Origin of the sequence: Labrys okinawensis (genome assembly GCF_002982075.1) — a bacterium.
In the GTDB taxonomy this organism is placed as follows: domain Bacteria; phylum Pseudomonadota; class Alphaproteobacteria; order Rhizobiales; family Labraceae; genus Labrys; species Labrys okinawensis_A.
Genome location: NZ_PUEJ01000018.1, coordinates 1 through 21700, shown reverse-complemented (window position 1 = coordinate 21700; position 21700 = coordinate 1). Strand labels below are relative to the sequence as shown.

Annotated in this window: 17 protein-coding genes; 8 read left to right on the top strand and 9 right to left on the bottom strand. The window is 62.7% G+C overall.

Annotation, left to right across the window (positions count from 1 at the left end):
* Positions 1-317, top strand: a 317-nt coding sequence (locus C5L14_RS29695; RefSeq protein WP_146127008.1) for a transposase, incomplete at its 5' end; no start/stop codon positions are given.
* A gap of 504 nt (positions 318-821) precedes the next feature.
* On the opposite strand, the gene C5L14_RS29690 is transcribed toward C5L14_RS29695, so the two are convergent.
* A complete protein-coding gene (locus C5L14_RS29690; RefSeq protein WP_105865680.1) occupies positions 822-1820 on the bottom strand; it encodes a Gfo/Idh/MocA family protein in 999 nt (332 codons plus the stop codon).
* 207 nt (positions 1821-2027) lie between these two features.
* Here C5L14_RS29690 and C5L14_RS29685 point away from each other — a divergent pair, with 207 nt between their 5' ends.
* Positions 2028-2267 (top strand): BrnA antitoxin family protein, encoded by a 240-nt coding sequence (locus C5L14_RS29685; RefSeq protein ID WP_105865679.1) that lies wholly within the window; start codon positions 2028-2030, stop codon positions 2265-2267.
* Positions 2268-2422: 155 nt separating this feature from the next.
* Here the strand turns inward: C5L14_RS29685 and C5L14_RS29680 are convergent, their stop codons facing one another.
* The 5 genes from C5L14_RS29680 to C5L14_RS29660 form a co-directional block, all read right to left on the bottom strand.
* On the bottom strand, positions 2423-2833 hold the full coding sequence (locus tag C5L14_RS29680) for a carboxymuconolactone decarboxylase family protein (protein ID WP_105865678.1): 411 nt from the start codon (positions 2831-2833) through the stop codon (positions 2423-2425).
* Positions 2834-3154: 321 nt separating this feature from the next.
* On the bottom strand, positions 3155-4204 hold the full coding sequence (locus tag C5L14_RS29675; protein ID WP_105865677.1) for an ABC transporter ATP-binding protein: 1050 nt from the start codon (positions 4202-4204) through the stop codon (positions 3155-3157).
* Between the two features lie 2 nt (positions 4205-4206).
* Positions 4207-5259: a carbohydrate ABC transporter permease gene (locus C5L14_RS29670; protein WP_105865676.1), complete on the bottom strand. Its 1053-nt coding sequence runs from the start codon at positions 5257-5259 to the stop codon at positions 4207-4209.
* Positions 5256-6392 (bottom strand): carbohydrate ABC transporter permease, encoded by a 1137-nt coding sequence (locus C5L14_RS29665; RefSeq protein ID WP_105865675.1) that lies wholly within the window; start codon positions 6390-6392, stop codon positions 5256-5258. Before C5L14_RS29665 ends, C5L14_RS29670 begins: the two co-directional genes overlap by 4 nt.
* A 218-nt stretch (positions 6393-6610) precedes the next feature.
* A complete protein-coding gene (locus C5L14_RS29660; protein ID WP_245443661.1) occupies positions 6611-8044 on the bottom strand; it encodes an ABC transporter substrate-binding protein in 1434 nt (477 codons plus the stop codon).
* On the opposite strand from C5L14_RS29660, the gene C5L14_RS30535 reads away from it, so the two are divergent.
* From C5L14_RS30535 to C5L14_RS29635, 6 genes are all read left to right on the top strand, one after another.
* The gene (locus C5L14_RS30535) at positions 8007-8393 is read left to right on the top strand and encodes a hypothetical protein (RefSeq protein ID WP_181161386.1); all 387 of its coding nucleotides are present in this window, start codon (positions 8007-8009) and stop codon (positions 8391-8393) included. The two genes, C5L14_RS29660 and C5L14_RS30535, sit on opposite strands and share 38 nt — an antisense overlap.
* A gap of 101 nt (positions 8394-8494) precedes the next feature.
* Positions 8495-10777, top strand: a complete 2283-nt coding sequence (locus tag C5L14_RS29655) for a glycosyltransferase family 2 protein (RefSeq protein ID WP_245443660.1) — start codon at positions 8495-8497, stop codon at positions 10775-10777.
* Positions 10774-12678: a glycosyltransferase family 2 protein gene (locus C5L14_RS29650; RefSeq protein ID WP_105865672.1), complete on the top strand. Its 1905-nt coding sequence runs from the start codon at positions 10774-10776 to the stop codon at positions 12676-12678. The genes C5L14_RS29655 and C5L14_RS29650 overlap by 4 nt, the downstream gene beginning before the upstream one ends.
* A 268-nt stretch (positions 12679-12946) precedes the next feature.
* Positions 12947-13687, top strand: a complete 741-nt coding sequence (locus C5L14_RS29645) for a class I SAM-dependent methyltransferase (RefSeq protein ID WP_245443659.1) — start codon at positions 12947-12949, stop codon at positions 13685-13687.
* 90 nt (positions 13688-13777) lie between these two features.
* Complete coding sequence (locus C5L14_RS29640; RefSeq protein WP_146127053.1) at positions 13778-15088, top strand: capsule biosynthesis protein; 1311 nt, start codon at positions 13778-13780, stop codon at positions 15086-15088.
* 205 nt (positions 15089-15293) lie between these two features.
* Positions 15294-18956: a glycosyltransferase gene (locus tag C5L14_RS29635; protein ID WP_146127052.1), complete on the top strand. Its 3663-nt coding sequence runs from the start codon at positions 15294-15296 to the stop codon at positions 18954-18956.
* Here the strand turns inward: C5L14_RS29635 and C5L14_RS29630 are convergent.
* From C5L14_RS29630 to C5L14_RS29620, 3 genes are all read right to left on the bottom strand, one after another.
* Entirely contained in the window at positions 18934-20190 is a 1257-nt protein-coding gene (locus C5L14_RS29630) for a lipopolysaccharide biosynthesis protein (RefSeq protein WP_105865668.1), read from the bottom strand. The genes C5L14_RS29635 and C5L14_RS29630 overlap by 23 nt on opposite strands.
* Before the next feature lie 7 nt (positions 20191-20197).
* Complete coding sequence (locus tag C5L14_RS29625) at positions 20198-20851, bottom strand: ABC transporter ATP-binding protein (RefSeq protein ID WP_105865667.1); 654 nt, start codon at positions 20849-20851, stop codon at positions 20198-20200.
* Between the two features lie 106 nt (positions 20852-20957).
* On the bottom strand, positions 20958-21700 hold a 743-nt coding region (locus tag C5L14_RS29620), incomplete at its 5' end, for a glycosyltransferase family 4 protein (protein ID WP_146127051.1).

Below are 21700 nucleotides of genomic sequence, written 5' to 3'. Positions count from 1 at the left end.
GCACCTATGTGGAAACCCAACTGGTTCCAACCTTGAAGCCGGGCGACATCGTCGTCATGGACAATCTTGGCTCCCACAAGGGAAAGCAGGTACGCCAAGCCATCCGAGAGGCAGGAGCAAAGCTGCTATTTCTGCCCAAATACTCCCCCGATTTGAACCCAATCGAGCAGTTCTTCGCCAAACTCAAACACTGGCTGCGCCAAGCCGCCGCTCGTTCTCTCGATGAGCTCACGCACGCCATCCAGCACATCTTGCAGCAGACCAAACCCAGCGAATGCGCGAATTTCTTTGCTAACGCAGGATATGATCGAACCTAATTTCATAATGCTCTAATGGATCGGCGGAAATCCTGAACGTGCCACCAAAGTCCATAACGGCAATGGCCTTTGAATCAACGCGGTATAGATTCGCTCTCAAATCCGGACCCCAATCCCACATGAGCTTTTGATCCAACGCGTTTCCATCATTGTCGACGACCGCGATAGATCGATCTTCACCATGCTGGATAACTGTTATAGTAATACCAAGATCTATTATTGTTCTACTAACTTCTTGATATTTTAAATAAAATACATCTGTCAAATAAAATCCAATTAAGATACCCAATGTCAGCAAAAACACGCTGCACCAATACCGATATCTGCGACCTGTATTTTCTCTTCTCTCCATAACAAGCAATTTAACGTCTTGTCATGAAGACATGTCGGCTCTCGCAACACAATTCCATGCAAAATTCGTGGATTATCAAAAGAAGGCCGTCGCCCGTCCCGGACCGAAGCAGTCCCAGTGCCGGTCTGAAGACCGGCACACCAGGAAGCCCCTCACACCGCCTCCCACGCGCCGCTCTTTTCCGAGCGGAAGAGCGCGTCGATGATCTTCATGTTCTGCACGGCGTCGGCCGGGCCGTAGGGCAGCGTGATCTCGCCGCGGATGGCGGCGGAGAAGGCATCGACCTCCTCGGCATATTGGTCGACGGGCGCGATGGTCTGCGCCACCGCCGAGGCATCGCCGAGCCTGGAGCCGTCGTCGGTATAGACGGTAACGGCCTCGGCCTGGGGCGCGTTGAAGGGAATGGTGATCTCGAAGCGCTTCCTGGTGCCGACGATGTCGACCCGCTGCAGCGGGGTAAGCTGCGTCGACACGGTGAATTCGGCGCGGCGCCCCTCGCCGAAATCGAGGATGGCCGAGGCGAGGCGATCGACGCCGGTCGCCGGATCGCGATCGACGAGGGCGACCACCCGCCGCGGCTCGGCCTCGAAGATGAAGCGGCCCGCGACGATCGGGTAGCAGCCGATATCCAGGATGCCGCCGCCGCCGATGTCGAGCTGGTTGCGCACATTGGCCGGATCGACATTGTAGTAGGAAAAGAAAGCCTGGATCGCCCTGACCTCGCCGAGTTCGCCCGAACGCGCGGCCTCCCTTGCCCTCAGCCATTGCGGGTGGAAGCGTACCATGAAGGCCTCCATCACCAGCCGGTCGCGCGGCAGCACCAGGAGTTGAGCCGCATCCTGGGCCGTCAGGCCGATCGGCTTCTCGCACAGCACATGCTTGCCCGCCGCAACGGCCTGCAGGGTGAGCGGCACATGGAGATGGTTGGGCAGCGGATTGTAGATGGCGTCGATATCCGGGTCGGCCAACAAAGCCTCATAGGACCCATAGGCCTTGGGAATGCCGAGCTCCTTGGCGGCGGCCTCGGCGCGGGCGAGGTCGCGCGAGGCGATGGCGACCGCTTCCGCGCCCTTTGCGCGCTGGATGCCCGGGATGACCTTGCCGGTGCCGATCTTTGCCGTCGACAGGATGCCCCAACGCGTCTTGGCCATGGCGATTCGCTCCCGAAAATAAGTCTGACATATGGATTCGACTCATTCTTGGCATGGCCGGAAGCCGGAGGAAAGACCCGCCGTCGCAGACGGCTCCGAGACGATTTGCGTCGCAAGCCGTGACCGAGGACGAGCTATGGACTCGACCTTCCAATTGGCGGCAGATAGACAGATCCGATCCTTCGGCAACAGAAATAGTTTCAGCCCATGAGCAACAACAGAACACGCCGCCCGGGCGATCCCTGGAAGAACGCCGAGGCGGTCTTCAAGCCCGCGGCGCCCAAGGCGCCGGCGGCTGCCGCTGCGCGGCCGGCGCTCCCAAATGCCAAGGAACTGGTTTCGCTGCGGATCGACCGCGACGTGCTGGAGCACTTCCAGGCCGATGGGCCCGGCTGGCAGGACCGCATCAATGCGATCCTGCGGGAAGCCTCCGGCGTCGATCACTAGAGCAAAACGCGTTTTCACGAAAACGCTTTTTTACTCTAACTCTTTGGTTCGACGCGTCTTTGCGATTCCCGGTGACTCGGTCAAATCGCAAAACGCTTTAGCCCGGACTTCGGCCGGACGAGCTGAATGCGGAAAACGACGGCTGAAAACGCGCTTCAGCTCGTCACCAGGAATTCCGGGTCGGCCGGGATCTGCATGGCCGTGACCAGGTGATTGGTCTTGCCGGCCAGGCCGATGATGGCGAGCAGCTCGCCATATTGCGCATCATCCATGCCCTTGGCCCGTGCGGCTGCCGTATGGGAATGCACGCAATATTGGCAGGAATTGGCGGATGAAACCGCGATATAGATCAGTTCCCGCGTGAGGGGATCGAGGGCGCCCTCGCCCACCATCACCGCCTTGACCTCCTCCCAGGTGCGTTTCAGCAGCACCGGATCATTGGCGAGGCCCCGCCAGAAATTATTGACGAAATCGGATTTGCGCGTGGCCCTGATATCGTCGAACACCGCCTTCGCGGCCGGATTGGCGGCGACCTCGTCGTCGCTGAGAAGTCTTACCGTCGCCATTGTGGTCTCCTTATGCAGATTGCGCGCCTAAGCGTAGCCATACGAACCCTCGAGCAAAGCGCGTTCGCACGTGAACGCTCGTCTGCCCTAACTGTTTGTTTCGACGCACCTTTGCGATTCTCGGTGATTCCGAGAAATCACAAAACGCTTTAGCACGACGTTTGTCATTGCCGGGCTTGACCCGGCAATCCAGCTCTTTTCAGCATGATGCGTGCTTGGCACCTGGATGCCCGGGTCAAGCCCGGGCATGACAAAAAGGCAGCGTTTCTATCGCGATGTCAGATAGTCCAACTGCGCTCCGGCGATGCGATCATTCGCGGGTTACCCCAGCCTCTCCCCGCTCTCGCCATCGAAGAGATGCAGGGCCCTGTCGTCAAACCCGATGCCGACTCTTTCCCCGATCTCGCGCTGGAACTCCTTGTCGACCTTCACCGTCACGCTGGCGCCACCGCAACGGCAGGTGACCAGCGAGTGATCGCCGATCAGCTCGATGGCGAAGACCTCGCCGGCGAACTTGCCGAGATCGGGCTCGGTTACCCGGCAATCCTCCGGCCGGATGCCGGCAACCGCCCGTGGCGCCGAACGGGTGTTCGTGGTGCTGAACCCGCCGGCCTCGGAGGAAAAACGCCCTTCCTTCAGCTCTCCCTCCAGGAAGTTCATCGGGGGGGAGCCGATGAAGCCGGCGACGAACAGATTGGCGGGCCGGTTGTAGATGTTGGCCGGCGTATCCAATTGCTGCAGCACGCCCTTGTCGAGCAGCGCCACACGGTGGGCCAGCGTCATCGCCTCCACCTGGTCATGGGTGACATAGATGGTGGTGATACCGAGCTCGTGCTGCATGTGCTTGAGTTCGGCGCGCATATGGCCGCGCAGCTTGGCATCGAGATTGGACAGGGGCTCGTCCATCAGGAAGGCGGCGGGACGGCGGATGATGGCCCTTGCGAGCGCCACGCGCTGGCGCTGCCCCCCGGAGAGCTGGCGGGGCAGGCGGTCGAGCAGATGATCGAGCTGCACCTGGCGCGCCACGTCCTTCACCGCCGCCTCGATCTCCGCCTTGGGGCGTTTGCGCACCGTCAGCGGGTAGGCGATGTTGGCGAACACCGTCTTGTGCGGATAGAGCGCATAGGACTGGAACACCATGGCGATGTCGCGATATTTCGGCAGGACATGAGTGACGTCGCGCTCGCCGATCCGCACCGAGCCGGAGGTCACGGTTTCCAGCCCCGCGATCATGCGCAGGGCTGTGGTCTTGCCGGAGCCGGAGGCGCCCAGCAGCACCAGGAACTCGCCGTCCCTGACCTCGAGGTCGAGCCCCTTGACCACCTCGACCGCGCCGAAGGATTTGTGGACGTTGTTGAGCGTGACTTGCATCTTCACCCCTTCACGGCGCCGACCATCAGGCCTCGCGCGATATGCTTCTGCAGGAATGCAGCAATCACGATGACGGGCACGATCATGATGACAATCAGCACCGACATGTACCACCATTGCGGGCCGCGCGTGGTGTTCTGGGCCGAGACCAGCACCGGCATGGTCTGCGCATTGGCATTGGAGAGGAACAGGGCCAGAAGATACTCGTTCCAGGCCAGGATCAGCACCAGCATGAAGGTGGCGGCCAGGCCCGAGCGCACCAGCGGCAGGGCGATGGTGAAGAAGACACGCAGCTTGGAGGCGCCGTCGATCTCGGCGCTTTCCTCCAGATCCAGCGGGATGCCGGCGAAGAAGTCGCGCGTCAGCCAGACCACGATCGGCAGGTTGACGGCGGTGTAGGTCGAGATCAGCGCGATCTGGGTATCGAGCAGCTTCAGGTTCTGGAACATCACATAGATCGGCAGCACGGCCACGATCGGGGGCATGATGCGGTTGGAGATCATCCAGAATTCGATGTCGTTGTTGCCGAGTGCCGCCTTGAAGCGCCGGCCAATGGTGCCGAGGATCATGAAGAACAGCACCAGGGCGGCCGCCACCGCCGCCGGCCAGGGCACGGCGAACGCAGCCACGGCGACGATCGCGCCGGCAGCCAGAACGATGAAGGCGATGATCGCCGCGAGTTTCACCTGGAAACGGATGCGCACCAGGGCATAGGCGGCGAGCGAACCGATGATCAGGGCCAGGATCGTGCTCGCCAGCGCCACGATGATCGAGTTCACATAGGGCCAGAGCGTGTTGTTCTGGAACAGCATGAAGTTCCAGGCGTCCAGCGTGGGCTGGAAGTCGACGAAGGGCAGGTAATAGGGGCCGGCATCGACCTGGATCTGCACCTTGAGCGAGGTGACCAGCACCCAGTAGAGCGGGAAGAGCACCACCAGGGTCCAGCCCAGCAGCGCGGCATAGGTCAGCGCCTTCGGGATCGGCGCCAATTCCTCGAGGCTGCGACGCTCGAACAGGCGGCGCAGCAAAGGACGATCATCGGCGTCGGCACTCATCCCTGATACCTCCGGCTGGGGCGCACCACGAAATTGAAGAAGGAGACGCAGGTGATCGTCGACACGAACAGGAGCAGGTAGCCCACCGCCGCCGAGCCGCCGAAATCCTGGGTGCGCCAGGCGATGAAGGAATGCAGGGTCAGCGACTCCGTCGCCAGGCCCGGGCCGCCGGCCGTGAGCACGTTCGGCATGTCGATGATCTTGAAGGCCTCGATCAGGCGGATCAGCACCACCGTGGCCGCCACCGGCGCGATCGCCGGCCAGGTGATGTCCTTGAAGATCTGCCAGGGGCCGGCCCCATCGAGATGGGCCGCCTCGAGCTGGTCGCGCGGCTGGTTCTCGATGGCGGCCAAGAGCACGATGAACATGAAGGGCGTCCATTGCCAGGTATCGCCGACCAGCACCATCAGCCGCGCCGACCAGGCCTCCGTCGCCCAGGACCACTGGCTGACGCCGAAAAGCTGGCTGAGCGGGGCGAATGGCCCCTTCTGCATGTCGGCCAGCATGCGGAAGATGTAGGCCACGCCCACCGGCGTCACCATCACCGGAATGAAGAAGATCACGCGGAACCAGCCGCGGGCGCGGATCGGCTGGGCGCAGAGCAGCGCGAGGCTGAGCCCGATCAGGAACTGCACTGCCACACCCACCACGACATAGAGCAGCGTGTTCAGGAGCGTGCCGGGAATGCCGCCCGCCACCGTGGTGGCGAGCACGACATAGACGATGCCGGCGATCAGGCTGGCGGTGATCAGCCGGCCGAGGAAGCCGAAAAGCGTGAAGCCTTGGCGCGCGAAACGCACCAGCCACAGCGCCAGCAAGGCCAGAAGGGCGGCGAAGAGCAGCCATTCCAGCGGGCCGAAGGCCTTGAGCGTGCCGAGGAAATGATATTGCTGGGCACCGAGGAAGAGGCGCAGATAATTGTAGAAGCCGATGAAGGTGAGCGTGAAACTGCCGCCGGCGAGCTTGAAACGCGACAGCGACAGATAGGCCGAAGCGACCAGCGGAAAGATGGCGAAGGCCAGCAGGATGAGCACCGCCGGCAGCACCATGATGCGGCCGGAATGGCGATCGACCCATTGCGAGAGACGCTCCCGCCGGTCCGCTTCATCGGGAATGGAGAGGTTGACGGCCATATTTTTCTCAACGCGTCGTTTTGAGATTCAACCGGTTTTAAGATGGCGCCGCTCTTTACCCTCCCCCGGAGGGGGAGGGTCGACGCGCAGCGTCGGGGTGGGGTGACTTTTTCGCGGCGAAGGCGTTCTGCAGCCTCGCTCGTCTTGCCAGAACGAAGCGCCTCATCACTCCACCCCGGACTTCGTCCGCCCCTCCCCCTCTAGGAGGAAGGTAGCCCCTATTTCGCGCCCAGCGTGTTCTTGTAGAACTTCAGCTGGTCCTCCGTGCCGATCTGGTCGTTGAGGTCCTTCCAGCCATCTGCGACTGCCTTGATGGTGGCCTCCTCGTCGATCTCGCCGGCCAGAAAGCGGGCGATCGCCTCGTCCAGCACGACCTGCTGATATTTCTGGTTCTGCGGGATGCGCAGGTCCAGGATCATGTTCGGGCTGTTGAGGCTATCCTTGATGGCGCCGAGATAGGAAGCCGCCGCCTTCTCGCTCATGCCGGCTTTTTTCCAGCCTTCATTGTAGCTGAGCTGCGATGTGCGATAGGCATTGAAGCCGGTCTTGCCGATGGTGACATCGACATTCGACTGGGCCGGCGCGGTCATATAGGAGAAGAAGGCGTAGGCCGCGTCCTTGACCTTGTCCTGCGCCTTGGCATTGATGCCGCCGCTCCAGCCGCCGAATGCGGCATAGGGCGCATGGTTCACGCCGTCGATCGCATTCGGGCAGGTTTCCTTGGAGCAGGCTTCCAACTTGCCGCTGTCCCAGTTCAGCACCTGCTTGGAGCCCGGCATGATGGTGGCGCCGGTCTTGTCGATCACCTTCGAAGTCGCGGGATCAATGGCGAGCACGCCGACATCGCCCCAGTCGAGATTGAGGGCGCATTTGCCGGAGGTGAACAGCGGGCGGGTGTCCGACACGTCCATGTTCAGTTCGTCCGGCGGGCCGTACTTGCCGGATTCCTTGAGGAAGGCCAGCGCCTTGCGGAAGGCCTCGTTATCGACGAGGGGCGTCATGTCCTTGGTGTTGAAGAAGGTGCCCTGCGACGTGCCCTTCGACTGCGTCATCGAGCCGACCACGTCCGTGACGAACCAATAGCTCTGGGCGTTGCGCTTCTTGGCGATGCAGGAGCCATAGACCTTCTGGCCGTCGACCTCCATGCCGTTCAGCTTCTTGGCCGCTTCCAGATATTCGTCCCAGGTCGTCGGCGGCTTCAGCCCGGCCTTCTCGAAGATATCGGTGCGGTAATAGAGCATATGGAAGTCGCCATCGAGCGGGACCAGATAGGTCTTGCCGCCATAGCTCGATGAGAAGTCGCGGAAGAAAGGGGCGATATCGTCCCAGGCCATCGCCTTGTCCTTGGCGACCCGGTTGCCGATGTCCTCGAGATAGCCGCCTGCGACGTAGTCCACCATCCATTGCGGCGCGAACACGGCCGCATCCACGGAATTGGTGCCGCTCGCCCAATCGGTCAGCACCTTCTGGTAGAGATCGGAAAAGGGCACCGCAATCACGTTGATCTTGGCACCCGTCAGCTTTTCGAACTCCGGGGCGCGCCGCTGCAGCGGCTCCTGGATCGCGCCCGTCTGCGTCATGATGTTGACGGTGACACCGTCGAACTCGCCCGCCATGGCCGGCACCGTCGCTCCCGCGAGCGCGGCGGCCATCAGCGCGGCACCAACAACTCCGCTTCTCGAAGCCATTCGTCCCTCCCAAATGTCGTTTTTGTGTTTTTATGCCGATGTCCGTCGCTGCATTCACGCCAGCACATCTATGCAGCCGGACATCGCGGGCGATTATGACACCGGCGCTGAGAAAACGTCAAATGTCGGATCAATGACAGGAAGATCGCTTTTACTCCAGAATCAGCTATACGATCGACGAGGAGTTCTTGGACGCTATACCGTTGATGAAAACATTGTTTGCCTGCCCGCCAAGTTTGCCTTTCTGCCTCCTTGCGGCAACGGACAGTACAGTTTATCGTTCAATATTCTCGTGCCATTTCCTCTACTGTAATATCCCGAATTATTTGCCGGCTCCTGCAAGGGCCTGAAGACCAACGATGACATGTCTCCCCGGTTCGTGATGAAAGACTGGCCATGTGAGGAAGCGGCATCGTGTTTGCGCCCTTGATGAAAGGCCATAAGGGGCTGGCGCGCGTCGGGGCGTCGCAATGGAGCGTTTGCGAGGCCGATCCTCACTTCGTTTTCAAGCTCGGCCCCTGGCCGGCCAGATATATCGCCATCGAGGTCATTTCGAGCGGTCCGGAGCTCGAGCCGCATCTTTATATCGATACCGGTCATGGCTTTCGGCCGGAACAAGTGTTGCCGCTGCCGCCGGCACGCCATGGCGTCTATGCCTTCGGGACAGGCAGGATCAGGGGTTTCCGACGCGTGCGTTTCGATCCCTGCGAGGACTATCCAGGCCCCGAAGCGGAACCGGACAGCTTCACCCTGAACATCCGCGCGGCCCGCTCCCTGGCATCCCTCCGCCGGCAACTCGGCGCTGCGGCAGACCACCTGCACCTGCTCGAACTCGATGAATTGGCCAAGGCACCGCCGCCGCCGCGGCAGCTCCCGCCGGAGGAGCATTTCCAGGCCGTCCTGAACCTGGCGGAAGCGGGTCTCGCCGACATGGCACCACATGACGAAGGGCAGCCGGCACCGCTGCTTTCCTTCGTAGTTCCTTTACGTGATACCCCGCCGGCCTTTCTCGACGCCCTGCTGAATTCGCTGCGCAGCCAGCGCGCCGGCAACTGGGAGCTGGTCCTGTGCGACGATGCGTCCAGCAACAGGGCCACCCTTGCCCGGCTCGAGCGCATGGAGGGGCAGCCTAGGATCCAAGTCCTGCGCACGCCGCACAATCTGGGTATCGCCGGCGCAACCAATCTCGGCCTCGCGGCAGCGCGCGGCGACTGGGTCGGCCTCATCGACCACGACGATGCCCTCGCACCGCTGGCCCTCGACTATCTCAACGACACCATCCGGCGCCACCCCGAGGCACAGTTCATCTACACCGATGAAACCATCACCGACGCCAGGCTGAAGCCGATCGGATATTTCTTCAAGCCGGCCTATGACCCCGTGCTGCTATCCGGGGTCAATTACGTCAATCATCTCTCGCTCTATCGCCGTCAGCGCCTGCAGGCGCTGGGCGGGCTGAGCGCCGGCTTCGACGGCTCCCAGGACTATGAGCTCCTGCTGCGCTATCTCTCGGAGCTCCCCCGGCATGCCATCATCCATCTGCCTTACCCCGCCTATCTGTGGCGGCGGCACCGGGCCTCCTATTCCGCCACCTTCACGGCAACGGCCGTCGGCCATGCCCGCCGGGCCCTGGCCGCGCATTATGCCAGCAACGGTGTCGCAGCGCCCGTCGGCCCGGCGCTGGTACCCGACCTTCATCGTGTCGAGTTTTCGCCCGATCGCCGCCAGTGGCCGTGCGTGAGCATCGTCATTCCCAATCGCGACAGTCCCGCCCTGATCGCCCGCCTGCTGACCGACCTCTATGAGCGCACCGATTATGCCGATTTTGAGGTCATCGTCGTCGACAATGGCAGCACGGACGCACGCACGCTGTCGCTCTACGAGACGATGCGCGGGCAACACCGGAACTTTCGGACGGTGATTACGCCCGAACCCTTCAACTTCTCGCGCCAGGTCAACCGGGGCATGCGGGAGGCGAACGGACAGGCAATCCTTCTGCTCAACAACGACATCGAGGTCATCGCCGCCGACTGGCTCAAGGAAATGGTGAGCTGCCTCGACTATCCGGAAACCGGCATCGTCGGTGCCCGCCTGCTCTATCCCTCCGGCCGGCTGCAGCATGCGGGCGTCATCGTGGGGCTCGGCGGCCTGGCCGGCCATTGGTACGCCAACGCGGCGCAGGACTCGTCGGGACCGATGAACCGCCTCAAGGTGCGCCAGACTCTGAGTGCCGTCACGGGCGCCTGCATGCTGATCTCGCGCCAGTGTTATGCACAGGTCGGGGAGTTCGACGAGACGGCTTTCGCCATCGCCTATAACGACATCGATTACTGCCTGCGCGCGGCGGCCGTCGGCCAGCGTACGGTATGGACGCCCTTCGCCACCCTCACCCATCATGAATCCGCCACGCGGGGCAGCGACGAGACAAAGGCGAACAAGGAACGCTTTCAGCGCGAGAAGGAGGCCCTGCGCCAAAAATACCACACGGATACTTTCGAGGACCCGGCCTACAGCCCCTGGTATTCCAGGCACCTGGCCGCCCCCCGCGAGATCCTGCCGCCGATCCTGCCATTGTCGCGGTCCTGGGCGACACCCCCGCCCGTTTCCGGCGAAGCCGACACTTCGCCTCCTTCTCGAGGCCGACCAGGCATGATTGTCACCGGGCACCATTCCCGCAAGGCACGGCCACCGGCATGAAGCTCACCCCGCTCGTCGATGTCGTTCTGCTGGACGGCCGGACCGTGTCGCAAAGCTGCCTGCCCTGGCTCAGGATCGAGGCGCCGGCGCGGCAATGGGCCGGACGCTGGGTCCGTCTCGTCTTCGAGGCCAGCCTGCTCGATCCGCTGACCCGGCCGGTCCTGCGTATCATCCGTCCAGGCGGTGACGAGGATGTGATATTGCCAGCGCCATCCTTCGGCCGTGGAAGCTGGATCGGTTTTCTGCCGTCGGACGCGACGGAGTTGCATCTGTCGCCGGCCGATTGGATCGGCCCGTTCGGATTCCGGGTGGTGAGCCTCGGCCGCGTCGGTCCGCTCCGGCGACTGGGGAGAGGCGCACGGCGCCATCCCAAGGCGGTCATGAGCGCTCTGTGGGCCGGCATGCGCGGCGATCGGCAGGTGAAACAGGCGCGGCTGAAGCGCGCCCTGGGGGCAACGCCCCTCGCCATGTACGAGGCTTGGCGCCTCGAGCGCAGCCGCACCATCGAATGGACGGGCCTCGACATGCCATCGCAGGCTGCCGCCGACACAGGTTTCCACCTGGTCATCATCGGGGATCCCTCAAAACACGCGGCGGCGTGGCACGGCTTCCTCGCCTCCCAACCCCTCAAGCGCATCACCCTGTCATGGGCATCCCCTCGAACCCCGCTCGCTCCCCTCCTCGATGCGGGAAGGGATGACGATCTGGTGATCGGTTTGCGTGTGGACGACCGGCTGAACGATTTTGCCCTGGCGGCCGTCGCCCAGCGCTCCATCGAGGACCCCGCGGCCCTCTACTATGGCGACGAGGAATGCAACGGCTCGCCTCGCTTCAAGCCGGACTGGAGTCCCGTCCTCGCCCGCCATGCCGCGTTGGTGGGGCAGGCCTGGTTCGCCCGGAACGATTGGCTGCGCCAGGTGATGCCTTCCAGCGCCACCGTCGAGGACCTGGTGTCACGTCCGCCCATCGACGCTCTCGTCCGCGCCGTGCATATCCGCCGCATACTGCTCGCCACCTCGCATGCAAGCCCGGCCATTCCTCTTACCCCGCTCAGCCCGGCCGTCATGACCGCCAGTGGACGGCCGCCGATGTCGACGGTCATCATTCCGACCCGGGACCGCGTAGACCTGCTGTCGGCCTGCGTCGGAAGCCTGCTCGAACGCAGCCCGCAGGACCATTTCGAGGTCGTCATCATCGACAATGGCAGCAAGGAGCCGAGCACCCTCGCCTATCTGGATACCGTGACGAGAGACTCTCGCTTTTCCGTCCTGCGCAGCCCCGGGTCCTTCAACTTCGCGGCAATCTGCAACGAGGCAGCCGGGCGAGCCCGCGGCGATACCCTGGTCTTCCTGAACAATGACACCGAGATCCTGTCCGACGGCTGGCTGTCCCGCCTGACGGGCTGGGCCCGACAGCCGGACATCGGGGCGGTCGGAGCGAAACTTCTCTACAAGGACGATACGCTGCAACATGGCGGCGTCGTGCTCGGCATGGGCGGGCGGGCCGCCCATTTCGAGCGGCGCCTGCCGCGCTCCGACACCGGCTTTTTCGGACGCCTTTCCACGCCGCATGAATTGTCGGCGGTCACGGCCGCCTGCCTGGCGGTTTCGAGCGAGAAGTTCCGCCGCATTGGCGGCTTCGATCAGCACAATCTTCCGATCGACCTGAACGACATCGATCTATGCCTGCGGCTGAACGAATGCGGCTGGCGAACCTTGCTGGATCCGTGCGTGGTCCTGCACCATCACGAATCTGCCTCCCGCAGCAGCAAGGCACCGTCCGAGGTCCTCTACGGAAAAGAGATAGGATATTTTCGCTCCAAATGGCTTCACCTGCTCAGGAACGACCCCTACTTCCATCCCGCGCTTTCGCTGGAATGGTATAGGGCGGCGCTCGGATGAATGCAGTTTTCGACTATTTGTCCGAAATAGATCATTTGGACATGAAACAGGGCTACATATTGCAGCGCAGCGATTTAGAGGCCTCATTCATGCCGAACTGCGCTATGAAGAGATAGAGGCTGGGCCATCACAGTGGTATATCGAGAAACGCTTCCGACTGGAAAAGTAAATGCTATCGAAATGGCTTGGCAAGCTGCGGCGCCGATCAGTCCCCGCACCCCTATCCGCGCAGAAATCGCCAAGAATATTTGACCGCTATGTAATTTCGATGCCCACTCACCAAAACGCCGTCGACGTCATCCAAGGTTGGACCAGTGCCTTTCCGCCGGAATTCGGAATTAAGGCAGGGGCTCTGGCGACCTATCTGGATCCGCGGATCGCCTGGATGATGAACCAGTATGGCCCGCTCGAGGGCAAGGTCGTGCTGGAGCTGGGGCCACTGGAGGGCGGCCACACCGTCATGCTCGAACGGGCCGGCGCCATCGTCGATGCCATCGAAGCCAATCAATCGGCCTTCCTGCGCTGTCTGATCACCAAGGAGATCTTCGGCCTGTCGCGCTCTCGCATCTGGCTCGGCGATTTCGTCAGATGGCTGGAAGGTACCGAGAAAACCTACGATCTGATCGTCGCTTCCGGCGTGCTCTATCATGCCAACGATCCCCTGCATTTGATCGATTTGATCGCAAAACGAACCGACGCGGTCTATTTCTGGACTCATTTCATGGATGATGAGTTCATGCCGCCCTCGGATCCGAGACGGGCGGTCTTTGCAGACAAGCCACAGATCCAGGATTTTCATGGTGTCGCCGTGCGAACCTATCTGCGGACCTATCGCGGTGCCGCCAACCATGCCGAGTTCTGCGGCGGTCCCATGGATCAGCATCGCTGGCTCCACCGCGACGACATGTTGGCCGCCCTGCGAGCGGTGGGCTTCAGCCACATCACATTGGAAGACGTGGATCCCGACCATCGCTACGGGCCGGCAATGTCGATCTATGCGCGAAAATAGAACGATCGATCCCGAATTGTTCGAGCAAGCCGGCGCCCGCGGCAAGTTCGATTGGACAAGAATAGCGGTGCGGATGAGCGCGATCTGGATATGAAAACGGATCTGAAGCAGCAAAAGGACGGCGAAGCCAAGGAACTCCTGCCGCCTCCCGGCACGAAGGACAGGCCCAGGCGGACGGGGCTTGCCTTGCGTCAATTCGCCAATGCCACCAAGGTGTTGCGGGGGCGGAGTACAGAGGTCACCGTCATTGACGAGGCCCCCTCGCCCGAGGCCGTTCCCGACCTCGGTTCGCGCGGATCAAGACCTTATCTGTGGAGCTTCGTCCTGCTGGTGCTCATTCCCAGCATCGCTGCCTTCGTCTATTTCTTCGCCATCGCCTCGGACCAGTTCCAGTCCGAAGCCCGTTTCACCGTGCGGGCCATGGAACCGGAAACCTCGGAAAAGAGCGGTGAGGCCGAAACCGCGGCCACCCCGACAAGCGGCTCGATGATACCGGTGGCGACGGCTCAGAACGCCCATATCGTTGCCAATTACATCCGCAGCCGCGCCATCATCGATGATATCGGCACGCAGTTGAACATCCGGGAGATCTTCCAGCGTCCGGAGGTGGATCGCATCGCCCGCTTGCCCGAGAACGTCTCGATCGACGAACTCACCGATTATTGGCAGCGCAAGGTGGATGCCTATGTCGACCCGGTCTCCAACATCGTCACGGTGGATGTCACCGCCTTTCGCGCCGAGGATGCCCTGCGGCTCAACCGGGCCGTGCTGGCCGAAAGCGAGAAACTGATCAATCGCATGTCGGAGCGGGCACGGCGAGACGCAACCAAGGCCGCCGAAGCGGAAACGAGTCAGGTCTTCAAGCAGTTGCAGGACAGCCTCAAGGCGCTCCAGGACTTCCGCAACAAGGACGCGCTGATCGATCCGAGCCAGTCGGGCACCCAGATCGCCACTTTGCTGATGCCCCTGATGACGGAACGGCTGAAGCTGAAGAACGACGAGGCTGTAATGGCGGCCGAACTTCAGTCCGATGCTCCCAGTCTGCGCGTCTTGCGCAATCGCCTCGCTTCCCTGGACGAGCAGATCGCCGCGCTGCGCGGACAATTGACGGGTAGCGACTCCCAGACTTTGGCCACCTCGCTCGCCAAATACGAAGAACTCGACGTGGATCGGCTGCTCAACGAGCGCAAATATGCCCGGGCACAGGCGGCACTGGATCGCGCCGAGATCAGGGCGCAGCGGCAATCCGTGTATCTGAGCATGTTCGTGCCGCCGAGCCTGCCGGAATTCGCCAAATATCCCTACCGTCTCGTCTATCCCTTGATGTTCTTCCTGTCCCTGCTGATCATCTGGGCGATCGGCGCCCTCACTTATGCGTCCGTGGAAGATCATCGGCTGTGAGCAATGACCGGCATCGGCCTTCGGGGGCTGGAACAAAGTGCGATTTCCTTGAATCGAAACTTTTCGCCAATCCGTCGTTTCTACGTCTTTTCCTGGCGGAGAGGCCTGCCGGTCTTTCCGAGAAACACGCTGCGGCTCGAAATCGACCGGCCCCGCAGCGGAGCCGGCATCCCGGCTCGGCCCTGCAGCTGGGAGGCCATGTCGGGTGAAACGGCTCAGGTCCCTCCTGAAATCGTTGCGGGGCCGCCCGGTGATCGCGCCGGATTTCGATCCTGTCTTCTACGCTGCCCATCATCCCGATCTGCAGGATCTGCCCAGCGCCGAGCATTTATGGGCTCACTATGTCGAGCACGGCCGGCGCGAAGGGCGTCCACGCAATCTCGACGAAGCGATCGCGGAATGGGAGCGGCGCTTCGGTCCGCTCCCGCCCTCCTTCGACGTCACGGCCTATCGCCTTCTCAACGAGGACCTCGCCCGCGCCTACACGCATGACCACCAATTCATCCGCCATTTTCTCGAACATGGCAGGCAGGAGGGACGGCCTTATGCCGTCGATAGACCCATCGGCGGTTCGAACAATGTTCCCGCCGGTGCCTGGCCGGCGCTGTTCCGCACGCCCGAATTCACCGCCATGGCCCGGGATTGGCTGCCTGCGACCGCCCTGTCGCGTACCGAGGCGCTGCGCCTCTTCGTGGAGCAGGGCATCGAGCGTCTGGCCCCGATCAGCTTCAGGCATGGCTTTGACCCACAGTTCTATCGCCAAACATATGAGCTGACCGACGCAGCCAATGCTGTCGATCTTTACCGGAACTGGCTCGTCGAGGGTGTTTCGGCCGGCCTTGCGCCCAATGAAACCGTCTTTCTGCAGCCTTATCTCGGCGAGAGCTGCTATCCCGCCGATTTCGCATGGCAGGCCTATCGGGCGGGGCTGTCGCCGGCAGAAAAAAGCGGAATCGTCAATCGCGCCAAGGCCCTGGCACATTTGTTCGAGCGTGGCTTCGAGGCAGAGGGGGCAGTCGGCGATGCCGCCAGCTTCGATCTCCTGGCGGCGATCGGCGACTTCCAGTTGCGGCGTGGCCGTCTCGGATTGGCGGCCCGCGCCTATGACCAGGCCGAGAGGCATGCTGCGGCCAGGTTCGACGGCCCGCTGCTTTATCGGCGCGGCAAAGCCCGGCAGGCTCGATCTGCGGACGAAGCTCTGTGGGATTTCCGCCTGGCAATCGCGCGAGATGACCACCCTTGGGAGGCCGTGGAGGCAGCCGTTTCGCTGTTGATCGGCAAGAGAGCATTCGGGGAAGCCCTGCAGATCCTGCGCGAACAACAGGAGCGCTGGAAAGGGCGCGCCGACTTCCTCGCCTGCGTCCATCGCACCCTCCAGGCCTGGTTCGATCACGCCAAGCTCAGCGCGCTCGAACTCTACGGCGTGGGAGGGCGCGAGGAAGCCAATGGCGTCATCGAGGCCGCCCTGGGTGGAATTCACGCGGCGCTCGCCACCCTCGACCGCCTGCCGCCGGCGCTGCCGCTCCCGGCCGAAGGCCCCGTCGTCATCCTGGCCAACCAGGAACTGCGTCAATGCCGGCACTACCGGGTGGAGCAGAAACTGCGCCTGTTCGAGCAGGCCGGCTTGCAGGCGGAGGCCTTCGACGAGACACAGGCCGATGCGTTCATCGCCGCTCTTGCCGGCGCGAGGGCCGCGCTCTTTTATCGGGTGACCGCCACGCCTGCCGTGCTGCGGGCCATTCTCCATGCTCGCGCCCTGGGCTTGCCGACCTATTACGAGATCGATGATCTCCTGTTCGACGACCACTTTTTCCCGCCGGACCTCGCCACCTATGAGGGGCAGATCACGCCGCAGGAGCATCTCTATCTCCAGCTCGGCGTCCCGCTCTATCGCTTTGCCATGGCCCAATGCGACACGGCGATCGCGTCGACATCGGCACTCGCCCGGCACATGCAGCCACTGGTTCGCCTGGGCAGGGCCCTGGTACTGCCCAACGGGCTCGATGCGCGCAACGATGCCTTCCTCGCGCGCGGGCCCGAATTGAGGCCGGCCGACGCGCCGGTGACGCTGTTCTACGGATCGGGCACCAAGGCGCATAATCTCGATTTCACCCGGGAGCTTGCTCCTGTCCTCCTCGATCTCATGCGCGAATATCCGCATCTGCGTCTGGTCGTCGCCGGTCATCTGAGGCTCGTGCCGGAATTCGCCGCCCATGCCGGCCGGATCACCCAGGTCGGTTTCATCGAGGATATCGGCGAATATTGGAGCGTATTGCAGGCCTGCGACATCAATCTCGCCGTGCTCTCGCCCGGCGAGAGCGCCGACTGCAAGAGCGAAATCAAATGGCTGGAGGCCGCAGCCTGTGCCATTCCGTCGGTGGTCAGCGCCACCGCCACCTACCGCGAGACGGTGGCGCACGGCATGGATGGCTTTCTGGCCAAAAGCGGGCGAGAATGGCGCGATTGCCTGAAGGCGCTGATCGAGGCCCCCCAACTGCGGCTGGACATGGGACTCCGCGCCCGCGAGAAGGCCCTGCGGCTCTATACCCTCGACAGGGGCGCCGAAACTCTGGCAAGGGCCTTCGCCCCCATGCAACGGAGGGCCATCCCGAAGGCGTCTCCGGCTCGAGTCAAGGTCCTGATCTGCAACGTTTTCTTTGCACCGCAAAGCTATGGCGGCGCCACGCGGGTGGTACAGGACAATGTCGATCACCTCATCGATGATTGCCCGGATATCGAAGTCAGCATCTTCGCCAGCGACGAGGGACGCCAGCCTTACGAGACGCTGAGTTGCGAGGGCTACAGAGGCCGTCCGGTCTTCAGGATTTCCGTCCCACCGGACCGCCTGCGCGACTGGCGGCCTTTCAACCCGAGCCATGCCACGCAATTCCGCAGAGTGCTCGATCTCGTCCAGCCAGACATCGTGCATTTTCACTGCATCCAGCGCCTGAGCGCCTCCATCGTCGAAGCGACGGAACAAGCCGGAATTCCCTATCTCGTCACCCTCCATGACGGCTGGTGGATCAGCGACTCCCAGTTCTTCATCGATCGTGACGGCCTTTTACGGCTGCCTGATCGAGACCCGTTCGAGATCTGTCCGGTCGAGGGAGTGAGTCTGTCTCAATCGGTCGCACGCCGCCAGGCCCTGGCTGCGCTGCTGGACAAGGCTGCAGCGGTTCTCGCCGTGTCGCAGCCCTTCGCCACCCTGCATCATCATGCCGGCATCGCCGCGGTGGGCGTGATCGAGAATGGCGCGCCCGCCCTCCAATTCCATCCACGCCGCCCCAGACCGGACGGGCGTCTCGCTCTCGGACATCTGGGTGGCCGCTCGATCCAGAAAGGCGCCACGCTTGTCGAGGCCGCCTTGCGCAAGGGCCGTTTCGAGCGGCTGGCGCTGACCATGATCGACCATGCTCTCGCGCCGGCTGAACATCTGTCCACCTGCTGGGGCGCCACGCCGGTTCTCCTGCGCGGTCCCTGCTCTCCGTCCGAGGTGGCGGCGCTCTATGCCGGCCTGGACACGGTGCTGGCGCCTTCGGTCTGGCCGGAGAGTTTCGGCCTGGTGGCCCGGGAAGCGGCCTCGCTGGGCCTGCGCGTGGTGGCCTCCGACAGGGGAGCGATCGGCGAGTGCATTCGGCTGCCCGAGGAAGGCGTGGTCATCGATGTCTCCAGCGATGCGGGACTCACCGATATCCTGGGTGCGATGAACGCCAATCCCGAAGCATGGCGGGCCGGGCCCCCTCCACCGCCAGGCATCTTGCGAAGGGCGGCCGACCAAGGCCGCGAACTGGCGGATCTTTATCGCACCATTGCGCGCAGTGCCGAACGCGGCGCGTCGGCCCATCTCAAGCCAAGCGGCGGCGAATGAGGCCCACGAGGCCGATGGAGATGAACCAGGCCAGGATCGAGCCGAGCAGGACCAGGCCGATGGTGAGCACACGGCGCGGATAGCGCGGTTCCTCGGCTTCGGCCGGCATCTCCACGGTGTGGAGATACAGCATCTTCCTTTCGCTGTAGATGCGGGCCATGTTCAGGCTGATCGAGGCCTGGGCATAGCGTTTTTCCGCGATCTTCTGTTCCAGATCGAGATTGGCGAAGCGGCTGAGCTTCTGGGACAGGGCGCCATTGTCGCCCTGCTGCTGCATGCTGGTGATGCGGTTCTGCACGCCCTTCACCTGCTCCTTGAGCGAGGCGATCCGCTGGGCGGCCAGGCGCATCTGGGGCGCATCGGCGGCGACATAGGCCGAGCGGGTCGCATATTCGGACTGCATCGTCAGCAGCTGGCCCTCGAGCTGGGTCAGCAGCGTGCCCAGATTCTTGCTCTCCTCCTTGACATCGAACACGCCTTCGGCGTTGCGGGCCTTCTCATAGGCGACGCGCGTGCTCTTGAGGGCCTCCCCGGCCAGCTGCAGGTCCCGCTCGGAGGCGGCGACGGTGTCCTTGAACATGCGCTCGTTGAGTTGGTTGATCATCGCCTCGCATTGCTGGACCACCGCGGTCGCGATCGTCTTGGCATCGGCGGCGCTGAACGCCCTCACCCGGAGCGTGACGATGCCGGACGGCATGGAGACCGCCGCCGAGGAACGCCGCGTCCAGTAATTCGTGAACTTCTCGATCGGCAACGCCGCATTGAAGCGGGAGAAGTAATCGATCTTGTCGGAGCTGTAATATTTGCGCAGATCGATGGCGTCCTGCAGCTTGGCCACCAGGGCCTGGCTCTCGGCATAGGACACCACGATCATCGTATCCTGCACGATCGCCATCGGCGGCAGGCCGGTGGCCGAGCCGAGATCGTCCATCTTGGGCAGCGCACCGCTGGAGACCGTGAATTTGGCGATCGATTCATACTGGTCGGAGGCGATGAAGCCGAAATAGCCGATCGAAGCGATATTCGGCAGCACCACGACAAGAACCAGCAGCACCAGGCGGATGATGCGTTCGCGCGCCCGCCGGCGCAGGCCCTGTGCTCCGGAAAAGGCCTGCTTGGACCGGCTGGAGAAGCGGGCGCGGCGCGAGGCATCGGACAGCGCCTTGGAGACGGACCGCATGCGTTCGATCGATCTGCCTTGCCGATCGTCGAGTTCAGTCTGGATTTCGTTCATCGATCCGTCAGCGGTTCAAGCGGTTGTACATGGCAATGGCATCGGGCACGTTCGGGTACATGGTCAGCCGTCCATCCGCCAGGACGCCGCCACGGTCGCAAAAGGCCGTGATCGTGGCCATCGAATGGGAGACCACGATCAGGCCGGCATTCTTGCGCCTCTCGTCGAAAGCCTGCCGGCAGCGCAGTTGGAACTTGGCATCGCCGACGGCGATGATCTCGTCGATGAGATAGACGTCGAACTCGATCGCCATCGACAGGGCGAAGGCCAGGCGGGCCGACATGCCGGAGGAATAGGTCTTGATGGGCACGTCGAGATAGTCGCCGAGATCGGAGAAGTCCTCCACGAAGCGGGCCGCCCTGGCAATGTCGGCGCCATAGGCCCGGGCCACGAAATGCACGTTCTCCCGCCCCGACATGGCCGGATGAAAGCCGCCCGCAAACCCGATCGGCCAGGATATGCGCACGGATCTGCGGATCCTGCCGCCATTGGGCATTTCCGTGCCCGAAATCAGCCGCAGCAGCGTCGACTTCCCCGCCCCGTTCACCCCCATCAGGCCATAGGAATAGCTGGTATCGAAGATCATCGATACCCGGTCGAGAATCATCTTCCGATGCTTCTCGACCTTGTAGTACTTCGTCACATTGCTGAGTTGAATCATGTCGACCGAAGAACTGCCATCCAGGATTGAAGCCCCACCCCTCGCGGACGAGACCACCATATCAGGTTCATGCCCAATTCACTATTCAAATGGCCAGGCATCGGCATCAACGCGACCGGTCGAAAGCTGGCAGGACGTGCGACAGGGCTTCCCTATACCTGCCTTCGTTGTGCTCTGAATTCAGCCTGTCGCAGCAGCCTTGCCGGAGACGGTGCCACAACTCTTCGGAACGATAGAGCCGGACGATCGCAGCGGCGAACCCCTCGGTGTCGTCCACCGGCACGGCGAGCACTTCCTGCTCATGCTTCCAGCCGAGCTGCTTCGCCAGCAGATCGGTGATCACTGTGGGCACGCCGAACGAAGCCGCCTCGTAGACCTTGTAGGGGGTCCCGGCGGCAAAGCGCGTCGGGGCAATGGCGATACGGGAGGTGTCGTATATCGGGGCGAGATCGGCCACCGGCCCGTGCCAGGTCACCCGGCTATGCGCCAGGAAACGGTCGAGCGCCAGGCCGGGAGCGACATGCCCGACCAGATTGAGCCGGGTTTCCCAACCGAGTTCCTCCTCGACGCGCGGCAGGATCTCCTCAATGAACCAGGTCAATGAATCGTAGTTGGGCGTGTTCTCGGCATAGAGGCTGCCGACGAAGACGATACCAGCCCGCTCCTGGAAACTGCGGGGGGTCGGGGTGACCGGCCGATAGGTTCCCACCACCCTGGCATGGGGAAAGCCGAACTCGCTTAGGACGGCTGCTTCGGCGGGGCTGACGGTGACGATTTCCTGGCAGAAATGGCCGTGCTTGAACTCGCGGGCCATGGCCTCGCCGAGATTGAAGGGCCGGTTTTCGCGCC